The organism is Salibacterium salarium, from assembly GCF_030813635.1.
GTDB lineage: Bacteria > Bacillota > Bacilli > Bacillales > Marinococcaceae > Salibacterium > Salibacterium salarium.
This window is the reverse complement of record NZ_JAUSUM010000001.1, coordinates 1,022,730-1,039,949: the sequence shown is the minus strand read 5'-3', so window position 1 is coordinate 1,039,949 and position 17,220 is coordinate 1,022,730. Positions and strand designations below refer to the sequence as shown.

Here is a 17,220-nt window from a genome sequence, read left to right as displayed (position 1 = left end):
CTATATGGGAGGAGCCCACTCAGTGTTCTTCGATTTCTTTAATTTCGTTGACAGTGGGGACAAAAATGGGTCCCGCGACCAGCAACCACTGTCTTCATAATCTCATTACCACAAACCGAACAAGGTTCCCCTCGTCGTCCGTATACATTCAGTTGAAGCTGAAACATCCCCATTTCTCCGTTTCCATTGACATAGGACCGGACCGAACTGCCTCCTTTTTCGACGGCATCTTTTATCGTTTCTGTTATTTTTTTCTGTAACGTATTTATTCGTTTTTTAGATAATGTCGATGCAACCGTGTCTGGCCTAATACCAGCTTGATACAATGCTTCATCTACATATATATTACCTAAACCCGCAATCGCACGTTGATCGAGCAACACCGTTTTCACATCTCGGTTTGTTTTCGCACATACACGCTGTAAATAAGCTCCCGTAAAGACGGAATCGTTATATGGTTCCGGTCCTAATTGTTTTAAAGGAAGTTCTGCTTCCTCTTCCCCTTTTACAAACAAATGCATCGTACCAAACTTTCGAACATCCTTATAGCGCAGTTCTGTTTCGTCGGAAAAGAAAAAACGAACGTGAGTATGTTTATCTGGCTCGTTTCCATCTGCCATTTCATATTTCCCCTCCATCCGCAGATGAGAGACGAGAACATAGTCATCAAGATAGAACATCAAAAATTTTCCGCGCCGCCCAATGTCGTGAATTTTCTGGTCATTCAGTTGAAGCCGAAAAACATCGCTGTCATCCGGTTTTTTTATCATTTTCGGCCATCTCACAGCTACTTCTTGTATTGTTTTCCCTTGGACTAAGGATTGTAATGTCCGTCTGACCGTTTCCACTTCCGGTAATTCCGGCATTGTTCTCTCCCCTTACTTCGCGTCGTACCATGTATCCCCGTAAGAAACATCTGCTTTTATAGGGGCATCGAGTGTCATGGTTTTTTCCATCATTTCCGGTACAAGCCGTTTCATCATTTCTACTTCAGCAGGAGGCACCTCAAATATTAATTCATCGTGTACTTGCAAAAGCAGTCGGCTATCGAGATTCTGTCTTTTCAGTTCATCGCTGACATCGACCATGGCTTTTTTAATTATATCAGCTGCTGTTCCTTGAATCGGTGTATTCATGGCCGTTCGTTCAGCGAAAGAACGCATATTAAAGTTACGGCTCGTAATCTCTGGTAAATAACGGCGCCGGTGTAACAGTGTTGTCACATAACCATTTTCACGAGCCTCTTCTTTGACACTATCCATATACTCTTTAACATTTGGATAACTAGCAAGGTAACTGTCTATGAACGATTGTGCTTCTTTTCTTGTAATACCAAGACTTTGGGATAAACCATAGTCTGAAATACCATATACAATGCCAAAATTAACTGCTTTGGCGCTACGACGCATATTAGATGTTACTTCTTCCTCTGTTACTTGAAACACGTCCATCGCTGTTTTGGTATGAATGTCCTTATTGTTTTGAAAGGCTTCCAGCAATCCTTCATCTCCAGCGATATGCGCCAATACTCGCAGTTCAATTTGAGAGTAATCGGCTGCTAAAATAATCCAGTCCTTTTCAGAAGGGATGAAGGCTTTTCGAATTTTCCTCCCTTCTTCTAAACGAATTGGTATATTTTGTAGATTCGGTTCTGTCGAACTTAATCGTCCCGTTTGTGTGATAGCCTGGTTAAAAATAGTATGAATTTTATTCGTCTCGTTACGAACCACCTTAAGCAATCCTTCTACATATGTTGATTTCAATTTAGAAACTTGCCGGTATAAAAGGAGTTTTGGAATCACTTCATGTTCATCTTCCAGTTTTTCAAGCACATCAGCTGATGTCGAATATCCTGTTTTTGTTTTTTTAATAACAGGAAGCTCCAGTTTTTCAAACAGTATCGGACCCAGTTGTTTTGGAGAATTAATATTGAACGTCTCTCCGGCCAACTCATGAATTTCCTTTTCTAATTCTGTCAGTTTCGCATCCAATTCTTCTCCCATATTTTCCAACTGCGTTTTGTCCACTTGGACACCTGTTGTTTCCATCCGTCCTAGGACAAGCGATAAAGGCATCTCCAGCTGCGCGAAAAGTTCATATTGTTCGTTTTTCTTTAAATCTTCTTCAAGTGAATCTTTTAATGTAAAAACCGCTTCTCCTTTTCGTATTAGATGCTCAGCTAACGCTTCTTCATCCGGTACTGTTCGTTTCGCACCTTTTCCATACACCGCTTCATCACTGTTGACAACCTTTTTCTTTTTTCTATTGGCAATGTCTGCTACGTTGTGTGAGGACATCGACGGATCAATTAAATACGAGGCAATGAGCATATCATGCGTTACACCTGCTACATCTATACCTTTCCAACCGAGTGCAACGACTCCACGTTTCGTATCAACCATATATTTTTCTTTTGTCTCATCTTTTGCCCACATTCGGAATACGTCTGAAGCTAACGCTGTTTCCAATGGAATATAATAGCGCCCTGTTTGATTGACAACAGCTATTCCCCATATATCCCCGTTATGATAATTTTCATCCGGTACTTCTACTACAAGTGCAGACGGGGATTCGAACATGTTTTCTTTTATATCTTCCACTTTCTCAAAAGGTAAGTCTTCAAAATCTTGTTGTTCTTCCTCTACATTTTCAAATCTATCGAGGAGTGATTGAAATTCGAGTTCTTTAAATAAGTCTGTCACTTTTTTCGTCTCGTAGTCCTTGTACTTCAAATCTTCCAATTTTATATCAAGGGGAGTCTCACGGAATATGACCGCCAACTCTTTACTCATTAACGCTTGCTCTTTATTTTCATGCAGACGTTCTTTCATTTTCTTTCCTGATATTTGATCAATCGAGTCCAATACTTTTTCTACACTGCCATGCTCAGCCAGAAGCTTTAATGCCGTTTTTTCGCCAATACCAGGAACACCTGGTATATTATCAGAGTTATCGCCCATTAACCCTTTCATATCAACAATTTGCATCGCTTCAATGCCATATTTATCAGCTATCATCTGCTTATCGTATGTTTCTACCGTTGTGATTCCTTTTTTTGTTAAGGCAACCGTCGTTTTATCTGAAACGAGCTGAAGTAAGTCCTTATCTCCGGTAAATACTTTTACATCCCAACCTTGCTCTTCTGCGCGCTTAGACAATGTTCCTATTATGTCATCGGCTTCATAATTGTTTAATTCGGTATATGAAATATCAAATGCCGTGAGCATTTCTCGCAGTACAGGTAACTGTTCCGACAACTCTGACGGCGTTTTTTGACGTCCCGATTTATATTCTCCATACGTTTCATGACGAAACGTCGTCTTGCCCGCGTCAAATGCCACAAGAATATGAGTTGGTTCCTCTTCTTCTAAAATTTTCATAATCATCTGCGTAAATCCAAATACCGCGTTCGTATAGACACCTTTGTCGTTGTTTAAGAGCGGCAGGGCAAAAAACGCACGGTATGCGATACTGTTTCCATCAATTAATACTAGCTTGTCCACAGAGAAAACACCTCTCTTTGTTTAAAATTATTCCCGTTATGTCATGCTTAACTATTTTACCATAGCTCTCATCTTATAGAAAAAACAGCCCTCTCAGTAAGGGCTGTTTGTATCTATTTAATCAACATACCCCATAAGAATTCGGGCGTACGGAGAATCAGACGGAAGCACAATAACTGTTTCATCATCAACTGTTGTTTCATACGTTTGTAACGTTTTGTATAATTCATAGAAATCAGGGTCGCGGCTGAATGCTGCATTATAAACTTCAGCAGCTTCTGCTTCCCCCTCCCCGATGATTTCCTCTGCATCCGCTTCAGCAGAGGCAATCGTTTCTTTTACTTCTCTATCTGTATTAGCACGTATTCGATTCGCTTCGGCGTCCCCTTCTGATAAATACTCTTGTGCTGTGGACTCACGTTCAGATATCATGCGCTGATAGACGGCTTCCTCATTATCTTCAGGGAGATCTGTTCTTTTCATACGAACATCTGTTACAGAAATACCATAGTTATCTTCTGCGAGAAGCTCATTGACTCGTTCTCCTACCATTTCGTTAACGTCGCCCCTTGCCGATTCATCCGTTTCATTAATGATTTGTTCAAAATTCATCTGTCCAAGCTCAGAGCGAATCACCGAATTAATAAAATTCGCCATAATCGATTCTGCATTCTCCACTGTTTTTGCATTAGAAATCATTGCTTGCGGGTTATCTACACCCCAAACGACATAGTTATCAACGAGCACTCTTTTTTTATCGAGTGTATTGATTTCAGCAGAAGTAATATCATAATTCATTTGATATTTTGGAATCGACGAGACTTGCTGGATAAAAGGAATTTTTGCACTTAAACCTGGGTTTTCAGCAATTCGCACGACTTCACCAAATTGGGTGACCACTTTGTATTCATCTTGTTTTACAATAAAGACGTTCATAATACCTACGATGAGAAGAAACAGCAGGACGATAATAATGATGCCAGTACGAATCCATTTTGTCCAAGGAGCAGGGGATTGTTTTTCATCCATATCAAATACATTGTTATCATTGTTCATTTGACTCATCCCCTTCCGCTGCGTTACTTTCAGATTCCACGTTATCTTCTGATATCGTCGGCTGTCCATTTTCTTGATTTAATGGTCGTATCGGTAAATAATTAACGGTATCCTGCTGACTGTCGATAATATACATTTCCGTATTCGGTAATACGTCTTCCAATGTTTCGAGTACAAGACGCTGCCTTGTCACTTCAGGATCATTAACATATTCTTCATACAATGCATTAAATCGTGAAGATTCCCCGCGCGCTTGTTCTACTCGTTCGGTTCTATCTCCTTCTGCTCTAGAAATAATGGCGTCTTTTTCGCCTTCTACTTCGTTTTTTTCCTTATTACGATATTTATTAGCTTCGTTTATTTTTGTTAAACGTTCTTCCCGGGCATCAGTAACAGCAGTAAAAGCTTTTCTTACTTTTTCTGTTGGAAGTTCCACATCTTGAAGCTTTACATCAAGAACAGTAACCCCTATTTTATACCGATCAATAAGCTCGGTTAACGATTCGAGAACGGTTTCTTCAATCTCGGCCCTTTGATCCGTCAATACATCATCTACCTCGGAATTACCAATCACTCCACGTAAGGAAGCAGATGAAGCCTGATATAAAATATCATCCGGTTTATGTGCATTATATAAGTATTCTTCCGGATTTGTTATCCGCCATTGTACAACAAGATCGACAAATAGTATGTTTTCATCTCCTGTAATCATTTTCGCTTCATCTTCATACTCTGTAACTTCTCCGTCCTCCGACGCTTCATATCCCACACTTGTTGTATTTGTCGAAACCGGTAATATCTCGGCCTTTTGAATAGGCCATGGCAGTTTAAATTTCAAGCCTGGTTCTGTTATCGTTTCATTTACTTCACCAAACGTCACAAGCGCAGCTTGTTCAGACTCATCGACGGTGTACCAGCCTGTAATTAAAAACAAAACTAATATCGCCATGCCGATGAGCGAAAAGAAACCTAGTATAATTTGCTTGATAGTAAGCACAGCGTGACCCCCTTCTTTTTTCTCTACGACTTTCTTTCGAAATAGTTTCACATTGCTTCGAATTCCTCAAACTCCGAGAGAAAAAGTGAACCCGTTTCATTATATTATAAATAGAAAAAGTTTCCACCCTTATTTTTGAAAACCTTAAAACAGCAGTACTACATTCTCTGGTTAAAAAACGTAAAAAGAACGAAAGCCAAGGGGAGGCTTTCGTTCTTAAAAGGGGATGTAGTTCCGACTACCCAATTAGTATTGAAGGGATGATCAAATACTAATTAGCATGATAGAAGAAACCGTTCAATAATAATGGTAATGGATACAGGTTAATCCATCGTTGAGGAAATATTAAATTTTTGTAAAGATATCCAGTGACAGGAATTATTCCTTCAACCGTTTTTCAGGAAAATATATCTTGAAGGTTGTTCCTTTATCTTTTTCACTTTCCACATCAATGCTGCCATTATGAGCCTCTACTAAGTGCTTTACAATCGCAAGACCTAGACCTGTACCGCCAGAGTTTCTGCTTCTATCTTTATCTACACGATAAAATCGTTCAAAGATACGAGGCCATTCTTCCTTACTGATTCCAATACCAGAGTCCTGAACGATAAGCAAGATAAACATGCCTTCTTGTATTACTTCTGCATGAATATACCCATTTTCCGGTGTATAAACAATGGCGTTATTCATTAAGTTTATCAATATTTGTTTAAACCGTGCCGTATCCCCCTCCATAACCAAGTTCTCTTGTTTATTCACAGTAAACTCTAATCCTTTTTCCTTTATCCGTGGATCAAGCAAATCTACAACTTCCTGGAAAGCCGTTGTGACATCAACAGACTGCCAATTTAATTGGAAAAATTCTTGTTCAATCCTGGACAATTCCAATAAGTCAGTAATCAAATCTTGAAGACGGTCTCCTTCTTTCCAAATAATATCTAGAAATTGTTTTCGTGCCTTTTGGTCATCCATCGCTCCATCTAACAACGTTTCTGTAAACCCTTTAAGCGATGTTACCGGTGTTTTTAATTCGTGTGAAACATTTGCAACAAAATCTTTTCTAACTTGTTCAAGCTTTTTCAGTTCGGTTATATCATGCAGTACGAGCACAATCCCTCTTAATCGTTCTTTTTCCCCAACAATGGGGGCTCCGTACACATCATAGTGATGAACTTCTAACCTTGAATTCAGTTGAACTTGGCGGCGGACTTTCGTTTCGGTTAAGAATATTTGTTGAATGAGTTTTATTAACGTTTGGTCTTCAATGACCTTATGATACACAAGATGAAGCCACTGATCTGTATCCGTATCAAAAATATCCTTGCAATACTGGTTGATTAACGTAATATCACCGCGGTCATTAATGAAAATTAATCCGCTTCCCATATTATCTATTAATGTTTCCAACCGTTCTTGCTGTGTTTGGTAACGGCTCGTTATTTGATCAAGATTGTAGGCCAAGATATTAATGGATCGGGTTAGCTGACCAACTTCATCTTTACTGCCTACATATGTTCTTGCTTTAAAATTCCCTTTTGCTAATTCATTTGCCACATCTGTCACTTGACCAATCGGTCTCGTTAATTGATTAGCAATGCGGTAACTAAGTGTCATAATAACAATAAAGGCGAGCGAAAAGCTGATCGCAATGAACATCCAAATTTGTTGATTGACTTCTTTTATCCTTTCAACTGGCATCGCCAATCGTAAATAACCTTGGTCATCTTCAAAGTTGACGGGAGCGGCATAGAATAACAATTCATTCCCTGTTGCTGCACTATTACGGATACTTGTTCCGCCGGATTCATCTATTTCCTCAAATTCTGGTACATCTATGTCTACTTCTGTGGAAGACGCCTTTTCTTCTGTTTCTGCTTCTACTTCCCCATTTTCTTTTAGTACGGTAACACGTACATCCAAACGGTTCATTATGTCTTCTGCAAATTCCTGGCGATTATTTTCTTCCACATCTTCTATAGCAAGAGAAGCCAAAGAAGCTTCCTTCCCAAGTCTCTCCTCTAATTGTTCCACGTAAAACCCTTTTAGTAATTGGCCAATTAATATCCCCAGAGCAGCCATTACAAACAGGGTAACGATTAACAAACCGAAAATCAGTCTCGTTCTAAATTTCATCATGCAGACGGCGGCTCCTCAAACTTATAACCAAGTCCCCTTACAGTCTTTATATAAACTGGCTTCTTTGTATTAGGCTCAATTTTCTCACGTAAATGACTGATATGGACATCTACTATGCGTGTGTCTCCCACAAATTCATAATTCCATACTGCATTCAACAATTGATCTCTTGTCAGTACGCGACCCTTATTATTTGATAAATACAAAAGCAATTCAAATTCTTTTGGCGTAAGCTCGAGCTGCTCTGTTTTGACAAAAACCTCATAATTATCTGGATAAATTGTTAGGTGGCCGATAACCCTTTTGAAATCATTTTGTATGGTTTCAGGGGCATAATCAAGCCGTCTTAGAATAGCCCGTACCCGTGCTACAAGTTCCCTTGGGCTGAACGGTTTTGTCATATAATCGTCTGCACCTAGTTCAAGACCAAGTACTTTATCGAACTCTTCGTCTTTGGCTGTCAGCATTAAAATCGGTACTTTTATTTTTTCTTGACGTATTTGTCTGCAAACCTCTAGTCCATCAATCTCCGGAAGCATTAAATCTAAAACTATTAAATCATAAGATGAACTTTTTGCTTTTTCTATGGCTGACTGACCATCCATTGCCGTATCAACTTCATAGCCTGATTGCTCTAAATTATATGAAATAAGCGTTATGATAGATTCTTCATCATCAACAACGAGCAGTTTTTGAGACATGTTTTTCCTCCATCTAGCCAGGTTCCCCTTCACCTAGGCAGTAAAGATTACGATTTCTTTCTATATCCCCTATAGCGTTTGTTTAAAAAAGTCAGCTGTTTAATGTAACAGCTGACTTTATCTCATTTTAATCTTTCGGAAGAGCTTCCATTACACTGCGCACGGAATCCACAGACTTAGAAAGATCGGCTTTTTCTTCTTCTGTCAAATCGAGTTCAATTACTTTTTCGATGCCATCTCCACCGAGAACAGTCGGCACTCCCAAGTACAAATCGTTTTGACCATATTCTCCTTCTAAATACGCAATCGACGGAAGAACACGTTTTTTATCTTTTACAATCGCTTCAACCATTTTAGTTAACGATGCAGCTGGAGCATAGTAGGCACTGCCGTTACCCAATAGTTTAACGATTTCACCGCCGCCTTTTCTCGTGCGTTCAACAATCTCATCAATACGTTCTTGAGAGAGAAGTTTTGTCAATGGTACTCCGCCCGCATTGGAATAGCGGATAAGTGGAACCATATCATCTCCATGACCACCTAAAACGAAACCTTGAATGTCCTCTACAGACATGCCTAGCTCTTGTGCGACGAACGTTCGGAAACGAGCTGTATCCAATACCCCGGATTGGCCAATAACACGATTTTTTGGCAGTCCTGATTCTTTAAACACGGTGTATGTCATCGCATCTGCCGGATTTGTAAGTACGATAATATAGCAATCTGGTGAATGCTTTACGACTTGTTGCGTGACAGACTTCATAATATTTGCATTCGTGTTCACGAGATCATCACGGCTCATGCCAGGTTTTCTTGCGATCCCTGCTGTAATGACTACAACATCAGAACCGGCGGTGTCTTTATAATCAGAAGTACCAATTACATTCACATCAGAACCTTCTACCGGAGTCGCTTCAAGCATGTCCAATGCTTTTCCTTTAGTTGGGTCTTCCATATCCGGAATATCAACTAGGACAACATCACCTAATTCTTTTTGAGCACTCATCAATGCCGTTGTAGCACCGGTAAATCCACCGCCTATAACCGAAATCTTTTTGCGTTTTATAGCCATCTCGTTTTCCTCCTTCAATAAAAATTACATATTTTTAATGAGTTCGTCGCCAAATTCAGAACACTTGACTTCTCTAGCACCATCCATGAGGCGGGCAAAGTCATATGTTACTACTTTGTTTCCAATTGTTTTATCCATAGAAGTAAGAACAAGATTAGCTGCTTCGTGCCAGCCAAGATGGCGAAGTAAAAGCTCTCCGGATAAAATAAGAGAGGACGGATTTACTTTGTCCATTCCAGCATATTTTGGAGCTGTTCCGTGGGTTGCTTCAAAAATCGCATGCCCGGATTCATAGTTAATGTTTGCGCCAGGTGCAATACCAATTCCGCCAACTTGTGCGGCAAGAGCGTCAGATACATAATCCCCATTGAGATTCATAGTAGCAACAACATCGAATTCCTTTGGACGAGTAAGAATTTGCTGCAAGAAGATGTCTGCAATTGCATCTTTAATAATAATTTTGCCGTCAGCTTCTGCTTTGTCTTGTGCAGCATTAGCAGCATCTTTTCCTTCTTTTTCAACAATCTCATCATATTCCTGCCATGTGAATACTTTATCTCCATACTCACGCTCAGCAAGCTCATAACCCCATGCTTTAAAAGCACCTTCTGTAAACTTCATGATGTTACCTTTATGAACAAGAGTTACGCTTTTACGCCCTTCTTCAATAGCGTAATCAATAGCTGCACGAATCAATCGTTCACTTCCCTCTTTGGATACAGGTTTAACACCAATACCAGAAGTTTCAGGGAATCGGATGTTCGTCGCTCCCATTTCTTCTTGAAGGAAGTCCACGACTTTTTTCGCTTCCGGTGTTCCTTCTTTATATTCAATACCTGCATAAATATCTTCTGTATTTTCACGGAAAATAGCCATATTAACATCTTCTGGCTTTTTAACCGGAGAAGGTACACCTGTAAAGTGGCGAACTGGACGTAAACAAGTAAATAAGTCAAGTCTTTGACGTAAAGCAACGTTTAATGAACGTATACCTCCGCCAATCGGTGTAGTAAGAGGACCTTTAATAGCAATTAAATATTCACGGATCGTTTCCAACGATTGATCCGGAAGCCATTCTCCAGTATTATTATAAGCTTTTTCCCCTACTAGTGTTTCTGTCCAGTGAATCTTCTTTTTACCGTTATATGCTTTTTCCACGGCTGCATCTAATACTCTATGAGCAGAAGCCCAAATGTCGGGTCCTGTGCCGTCCCCTTCGATATAAGGAATGATTGGTTCATCAGGTACATTCAAAACTCCATTGTTTGTTGTAATCTTTTCTCCATTAGCCATTACATAAAACCTCCTGATAAGTAGTTAATAATTCCAATTCTATAGTAAATAAATTGTTACCGCTTTTCTACTGGGATATACTCTTGTTTATCTGGTCCAACATACTCTGCGCGCGGACGAATCAAGCGATTATCTTCATATTGTTCAAGAATGTGAGCTAACCATCCTGAAACCCTGCTTGTGGCAAATATTGGGGTGAATAAATCATGGTCAATACCTAAACTGTGATAAACGGATGCCGAATAAAAGTCAACATTAGGTAGTAGTCCTTTTTCATTAACAACAAGATCTTCAATCTTAACAGACATATCATACCATTTTGATTCCCCAGTTATGTTTGTAAGTCTTTGTGACATATCCCGCAAGTGTTTTGCGCGCGGGTCTCCATTTTTATAGACACGGTGTCCGAATCCCATGATTTTTTCTTTCTTCTCGAATACATCACGAATATAAGATTCCACATTATCTGTGTCGCCAATTTCGGTTAACATTGCCATAACTCTTTCGTTAGCACCGCCATGTAATGGGCCTTTCAATGCCCCAATTGCAGCTGTGATACCAGAATAAATATCAGATAACGTTGCCACACAAACTCTAGCAGTGAAAGTAGACGCATTCAGCTCATGGTCTGCATGCAGGACAAGAGCTTTATTAAAAGCTAGTTCTGACGTTTCATCTGGTTCTTCACCGTTCAACATATACAAAAAGTTACCAGCAAAGCTTAACGTTTCTTTAGGTGCCACCGGTTCCTTGCCTTCACGAATCCGGCTGAAACCTGTTACGATTGCTGGAATCTTAGCTTGCAGCTTAACAGCTTTGCGCTTATTCGCTGCTTCATTCATTTCGTCTGCTTCTTCATCGTACAAACCAAGTTGGGATACGGCAGTCCGGAGTGCTGCCATAGGGTGGACATCACCGATTGGGTAAGCTTTCATATAATCAAAAATTTCGTTCGGAACCTGCATATTTTTGGCTAAATCTTTCGTCAATTCATTAAGTTCATTTTCTTTAGGCAGGCGTCCATTCCAAAGTAAAAATATTACTTCTTCAAAGGAAGCATTTTCAGCTAAATCATCGATGTGAAACCCTTGATACGTTAAGACATCATCAATAATAGAGCTTACACTGGATGACGTTGCGACTACACCTTCAAGACCACGAGTTGTGCTCATACCAACCTCTCCTTTACCAAGAAATAAAATTCCAAATTGTTCAAAAAACGAAAATGCTTACATTTCATATTACTTTGTATATTAAGCCGTGTATTATGTAGAATGGTTAGTCTGTTGTGGGTACACTTTTGTATAAAACACGGTTTAATAACGGTATCATAAGCTATGTAAGAAGTAAGGAGGAACCATCTTTATTATAAACATTTTTCACTATTTTGTGAATGTAAACGATATAAAGTTCCTCAAACGCCAGTGGAAGAGAAAAACTCGACAGCTTTCATGATTGCGTATGCAATACCAGCACCAATAAGAGGTCCAACTGCTACACCATTAAAAAAGCCTACTGCCAAAATCGTACCTATAACAAGAGCTGCTGTTATATGGGGATCATTTTGAAGCAGTTCCACTCCGCCTTTTGCAATCAAAGCCACAAAAATACCAGAAGCAAGTGCAATCCAAGCGTAATACGATTTAACTGCCTCTCCCATCTCTTTAAATCCAATTTCACCAGTTACAATTGGTATTAAAACAGAAATTGTCAGTATCGTAACTGCTATTGGTATTCCCTTTGCTTGTAAAAAAGGAAAAGCTTTATCGCCTAATCCTGTCCATTTCATAATCAACAGTGCGATAACTGCTATTACTAGTGTTTGGTTTTTACCTATGACTCCGATCGCAAGCAAAATCAACATAAACAAGGTAGCCTGCGATATCAACGTCCGTACATCCTTCCACATAGACTTCGCTTTTATCCTATCACATTTAGACACAATCTGTCATGTAATTACAGACTGAATAGTTTATTTTCTACGTATGAAAACAACGCTTCCACTACTTATTAACTTATTAAAAAGTTTTTGCAATAATGCTTTCAACATTCCTCTTGTGTAGGGAATAAGCAGAAGAAAACCGATAACATCTGTAATAAAGCCCGGTGTTAATAACACTGTGCCTCCAATCAAAATACAAATACCATCTATAACGAGCGTGCTAGGGACTTCTCCATTCTGCATCTGCAATTGAGCTGTCCGAATCGTTTCCAGCCCCTCTTTTTTTGCCAGCCAGGCTCCTAAAAGACCTGTTAAAATAATGAGTAAAATGGTCGGCCAAATGCCTATTGTGTTCCCTGATAGTATAAGTACTCCAATTTCTAATGCTGGAACAATGATTAATAATAAAACAAACCATTTTCCCATAAAACAGTCCTCCTACATTCTGGCGTTCTGCCTGCTGATATTAACAATGAAGCGTTTTGGACGTCTCCCTCCAACCGCTTTTTATCATCTCATACTGTAAAACAAACCTCCTCGGCAAGTTTTTATCTCTTTTCTGGCCGGGGGAGGTTTGCATTCTTCTTATTATAGGACGCTTGCATGTCCACGGTAAAGGTCACCGCGGGCACTATCTACCGTTACTTCTTCACCATCTGTAAACAAATCCATTGCTTCATTAACTCCAACTATAACAGGAGTGCCTAAATTCAAACCGACAACAGCGGCATGCGAAGTAAGACCACCTTCTTCTGTAATCACAGCTGAAGCTTTTTCAAAGGCAGGAACCATCTCTTTATCTGTACTATAAGTGACGAGAATATTTCCTGTTTCCATTTTTTTATTAGCTTCTTCCGCGCTGCGCGCAAGAACTACTCGTCCAGAAGCTGTTTTACGGCCAATGCCTTGGCCTTTCCCAATAACTTCCCCTATAACATGCACTTTCATAATATTTGTTGTACCTGTTTCACCAACCGGTACTCCAGCAGTTATAACAACGAGATCTCCGTGACTTACTAGTTCTGCTTTAAGCGATTCCTGCACCGTACTATCCAACATTTCATCTGTTGTATTAGCTGCTTTCCCTAACAGTGGTGTAACACCCCATACAAGTGAAAGTTTACGATACACTGGCTCATTGCTCGTCACAGCAATAACGGGGGATTCAGGACGATATTTCGAAACAATTTTAGCAGTATAACCGCTTTCGGTCGCGGTCAAAATAGCAGAAGCCTCTAAATTGTAAGCCGTATGAGATACGGATTGGCTAATAGAATTCGTTATAGATTTATCACTTTCTTTTGTGCGCTGACTCAAGATTGTTTCGTATTTCAAGGATGACTCAGCTTTTATTGCAATATTACTCATTGTTTGTACTGTTTCCACTGGATAATCCCCTGCAGCTGTTTCACCAGAAAGCATAATAGCATCTGTACCATCAAAAATAGCATTTGCTACATCGCTTGCTTCTGCTCTTGTCGGGCGTGGATTACGCTGCATGGAATCGAGCATTTGCGTCGCAGTAATAACCGGTTTAGCCGCAGTATTGCATTGTTTAATAAGGTCTTTTTGAGCAAGTGGGACATCTTCTGGTGGTATTTCTACGCCTAAATCACCGCGAGCTACCATAAGCCCATCCGACACTTCTATAATGTCTTCAATATTATCAATACCTTCTTGATTTTCGATTTTTGGTATAATCTCTGTATTTTCTGCACCATGATTTTCCAAAATTTCTCGAATTTCAAGCACATCAGAAGGGCGTCTTACAAAAGAAGCAGCGATAAAGTCAACTTCCTGTTCAATACCAAATTTAATATCTGCCGCATCCTTGTCTGTAATGCCGGGCAAATTAACTTTAACATTTGGCAGATTGACACCTTTCTTATTCTTTAGCTCTCCATTATTTAATACTTTTGTCCGTAAATTCTTACCTGACACTTCAAGTACTTCGAGTTCAATTAGTCCGTCATCCAACAGGATTTTTTTACCCGGTTCCAAGTCATCAGCAATTCCAGGATATGTAACCGATATTTTTTCTTCGGTGCCTTCTACTTCATCAGGAGTAACAATCAGTTCCCGGCCTTCTACTAAGTTAATTGCTCCGTCTTTCATCGTATGAGTCCGAACTTCCGGACCTTTCGTATCCAATAGAATACCAACGTTTTTCCCCGTTTCGTCCGCAATTTCACGAATAGCATCAATTCGAGCCTTATGTTCATCAAAGTCGCCATGGGAAAAGTTAAGTCGTGCTACATTCATTCCTGCTTCCATCAGTTTCCGAAGCATTTCCGGCGATTCACTTGCCGGTCCAATCGTGCATACAATCTTCGTTTTTCTCATAATTGTCCTCCTCTTCTCTCCAACACATTTATTATTATAACATAGCTTTTCCGCATGCAGGCATTTAGATAGACAGTTCTTGTGATAACTTGTACATATCACTATCGACAACGTGCTTTTCTGCTAACGCTTCGGATATATTTCTATGGACAACTTTGTTATTTCTAATGCCTACCATACGTCCTTTTTCTCCATCCAACAGTAATTCCACTGCATTAGCTGCTAACCGGCTCGCGAGTACTCGATCGTAACCTGTAGGAGAACCGCCGCGTTGGATATGTCCTAATACGGTCACTCGGGTTTCGAGTTCTGTGGCATCTTTAATCTTTTGGCCAAATTCCGGACCGCTTCCGACACCTTCTGCTACGATAATAATACTATGTTTTTTCCCACGTTCGTGCCCTCTTTTTAAGCGGCTTATAATATCTTCCATGTTATGATCTTCTTCTGGAATTAATATCGTTTCCGCACCATCAGCAAGACCTGACCAAAGAGCAAGGTCCCCAGCGTTTCTTCCCATGACTTCAATAACATACGTCCTTTCATGAGATGTTGCTGTGTCACGGATTTTATCAATCGCATTGATTACTGTATTAAGAGCCGTATCAAAACCAATCGTGTAATCGGTTCCTGGTATATCATTATCAATCGTACCCGGTACTCCTATGGTAGGATATCCTATTTCGGTTAATTTTTTCGCTCCTTGGAATGAACCATCTCCACCGATAACAACTAAGCCTTCTATTCCAAGTGCGTTTAAGTTGTCCACCGCTACTTGTCTACCTTCTGGTGTTTTGAATTCTTCACAGCGGGCTGTATATAATTTTGTTCCCCCGCGGTGAATGATATCACCGACATCCCCTATTTCTAACTTATCAATATCATTACTAATGAGACCAGCAAAACCGTATTTCACACCATACACTTCTACTCCGTGATAGATAGCCTTTCTAACAACTGCACGAATAGCGGCATTCATGCCGGGAGAATCTCCACCACTCGTTAAAACTCCAATTTTTTTCACAAAAAATCACACCTTTTTATAAAATATCTATCTAAAGAATGACCGCATGTATTTATGGGTCATTTCTTAAAAGCTTATATCTTACAGTAATAATAGTATAACATTCTCAACAGACTGTCATGAAAAAATGCTTCCCGAAATTCTCAGAAAGCATTCCAACTATTCGGTGGAAGGCACAACATTTTCGCCAGCCAATAGACCAATTTTTTGATACTTGTCATATCGATTTAGAACAAGTTCATCTTCAGATAGTTTGGCTAAGGTATGTAATGAATGCTCTAAAACCTCATCAATATAAATAACTTGTTGCTCTAAATCTTTATGAGCGCCACCCCTTACTTCCGGAATCATTTTATCAATAATTTCTAATTCTTTTAAGTCAGGAGCAGTAATTTTCATTGTCTCTGATGCCTCTTTTGCATACGATGCATCTTTCCATAGTAAAGCAGAAGCACCTTCCGGAGAAATGACAGAATAAGTCGAGTTTTCAAGCATATGAATTTCATTTCCAACTCCTAATGCTAAAGCTCCTCCGCTTCCACCTTCTCCAATAACAACACTAATAACAGGAACTTTTAATCCTGCCATTTCCATTATATTACGAGCAATTGCCTCACTTTGCCCTCTTTCTTCCGCTGCTTTTCCTGGAAAAGCCCCTTTTGTATCAATAAAACATATAACTGGACGGGAAAACTTCTCTGCTTGTTTCATAAGTCTAAGTGCTTTTCGATAACCTTCTGGGTGAGGCATACCAAAGTTTCGTTTTAAATTTTCTTTCGTGTCTTTTCCACGTTGATGTCCAATAACTGTAACAGGACGTCCTTTGAATTTTGCAATCCCGCCTACTATTGCTTCATCGTCACCATAAAGGCGGTCTCCATGCATTTCCATAAAATCAGTAAAAAGATAATTAATATAGTCCAACGTTGTCGGACGTTCTCCATGTCTAGCAATTTGAACTCTCTGCCACGGCTGCAAGTTTCCATAAATATCTTTTTCAAGCTGCTCGAGGCGATCTTCTAACGTGGATATTTCATCAGACAAATCTATTTCTTTTTCTTCGGTAAATGACTTTAGTTCAGCAATTTTTTCACGTAGCTCTATTACTGGTTTTTCAAATGGCAAATAGCTATGCACTTCATTTCACCTCCTT

Annotated in this window: 14 protein-coding genes; all 14 read right to left on the bottom strand. The window is 39.6% G+C overall.

All coding sequences use genetic code 11. The annotated features are described in order from the left end of the window. Positions 1 to 38: 38 nt before the first annotated feature. The 14 genes from mutM to accA all read right to left on the bottom strand — a co-directional run bounded on the left by mutM (position 39) and on the right by accA (position 17,204). On the bottom strand, positions 39 to 866 hold the full coding sequence (gene mutM, locus J2S78_RS04975; RefSeq protein WP_306896840.1) for a DNA-formamidopyrimidine glycosylase: 828 nt from the start codon (positions 864 to 866) through the stop codon (positions 39 to 41). Positions 867 to 878: 12 nt separating this feature from the next. After that, positions 879 to 3,503 carry a DNA polymerase I gene (gene polA / locus J2S78_RS04970; protein WP_306896839.1) on the bottom strand — a complete coding sequence of 875 codons (2,625 nt, stop codon included), beginning with the start codon at positions 3,501 to 3,503 and terminating at the stop codon, positions 879 to 881. 117 nt (positions 3,504 to 3,620) lie between these two features. Next, complete coding sequence (gene hflC / locus J2S78_RS04965) at positions 3,621 to 4,559, bottom strand: protease modulator HflC (RefSeq protein ID WP_306896838.1); 939 nt, start codon at positions 4,557 to 4,559, stop codon at positions 3,621 to 3,623. Then, positions 4,549 to 5,556: an FtsH protease activity modulator HflK gene (hflK, locus tag J2S78_RS04960; RefSeq protein WP_306896837.1), complete on the bottom strand. Its 1,008-nt coding sequence runs from the start codon at positions 5,554 to 5,556 to the stop codon at positions 4,549 to 4,551. Before hflK ends, hflC begins: the two co-directional genes overlap by 11 nt. 378 nt (positions 5,557 to 5,934) lie before the next feature. Next, positions 5,935 to 7,692, bottom strand: a complete 1,758-nt coding sequence (gene pnpS / locus J2S78_RS04955; protein WP_306896836.1) for a two-component system histidine kinase PnpS — start codon at positions 7,690 to 7,692, stop codon at positions 5,935 to 5,937. Then, positions 7,689 to 8,393, bottom strand: a complete 705-nt coding sequence (locus tag J2S78_RS04950) for a response regulator transcription factor (protein ID WP_125555116.1) — start codon at positions 8,391 to 8,393, stop codon at positions 7,689 to 7,691. Before J2S78_RS04950 ends, pnpS begins: the two co-directional genes overlap by 4 nt. A gap of 127 nt (positions 8,394 to 8,520) precedes the next feature. Continuing rightward, positions 8,521 to 9,465, bottom strand: a complete 945-nt coding sequence (gene mdh / locus J2S78_RS04945; RefSeq protein ID WP_306896831.1) for a malate dehydrogenase — start codon at positions 9,463 to 9,465, stop codon at positions 8,521 to 8,523. A 24-nt stretch (positions 9,466 to 9,489) separates the two neighbouring features. Then, entirely contained in the window at positions 9,490 to 10,758 is a 1,269-nt protein-coding gene (gene icd / locus J2S78_RS04940) for an NADP-dependent isocitrate dehydrogenase (protein WP_306896827.1), read from the bottom strand. Between the two features lie 56 nt (positions 10,759 to 10,814). Beyond that, entirely contained in the window at positions 10,815 to 11,930 is a 1,116-nt protein-coding gene (gene citZ, locus J2S78_RS04935; protein ID WP_306896825.1) for a citrate synthase, read from the bottom strand. Positions 11,931 to 12,172: 242 nt separating this feature from the next. Beyond that, complete coding sequence (locus J2S78_RS04930) at positions 12,173 to 12,646, bottom strand: DUF441 domain-containing protein (protein ID WP_125555152.1); 474 nt, start codon at positions 12,644 to 12,646, stop codon at positions 12,173 to 12,175. 84 nt (positions 12,647 to 12,730) lie between these two features. Then, positions 12,731 to 13,126 (bottom strand): FxsA family protein, encoded by a 396-nt coding sequence (locus J2S78_RS04925; RefSeq protein ID WP_306896823.1) that lies wholly within the window; start codon positions 13,124 to 13,126, stop codon positions 12,731 to 12,733. A gap of 162 nt (positions 13,127 to 13,288) precedes the next feature. Continuing rightward, entirely contained in the window at positions 13,289 to 15,043 is a 1,755-nt protein-coding gene (gene pyk, locus J2S78_RS04920; RefSeq protein WP_306896821.1) for a pyruvate kinase, read from the bottom strand. Positions 15,044 to 15,107: 64 nt separating this feature from the next. Continuing rightward, a complete protein-coding gene (gene pfkA / locus J2S78_RS04915) occupies positions 15,108 to 16,067 on the bottom strand; it encodes a 6-phosphofructokinase (protein ID WP_306896819.1) in 960 nt (319 codons plus the stop codon). A 159-nt stretch (positions 16,068 to 16,226) separates the two neighbouring features. Beyond that, positions 16,227 to 17,204, bottom strand: a complete 978-nt coding sequence (gene accA, locus J2S78_RS04910; protein ID WP_306896817.1) for an acetyl-CoA carboxylase carboxyl transferase subunit alpha — start codon at positions 17,202 to 17,204, stop codon at positions 16,227 to 16,229. Between the last annotated feature and the right edge of the window lie 16 nt (positions 17,205 to 17,220).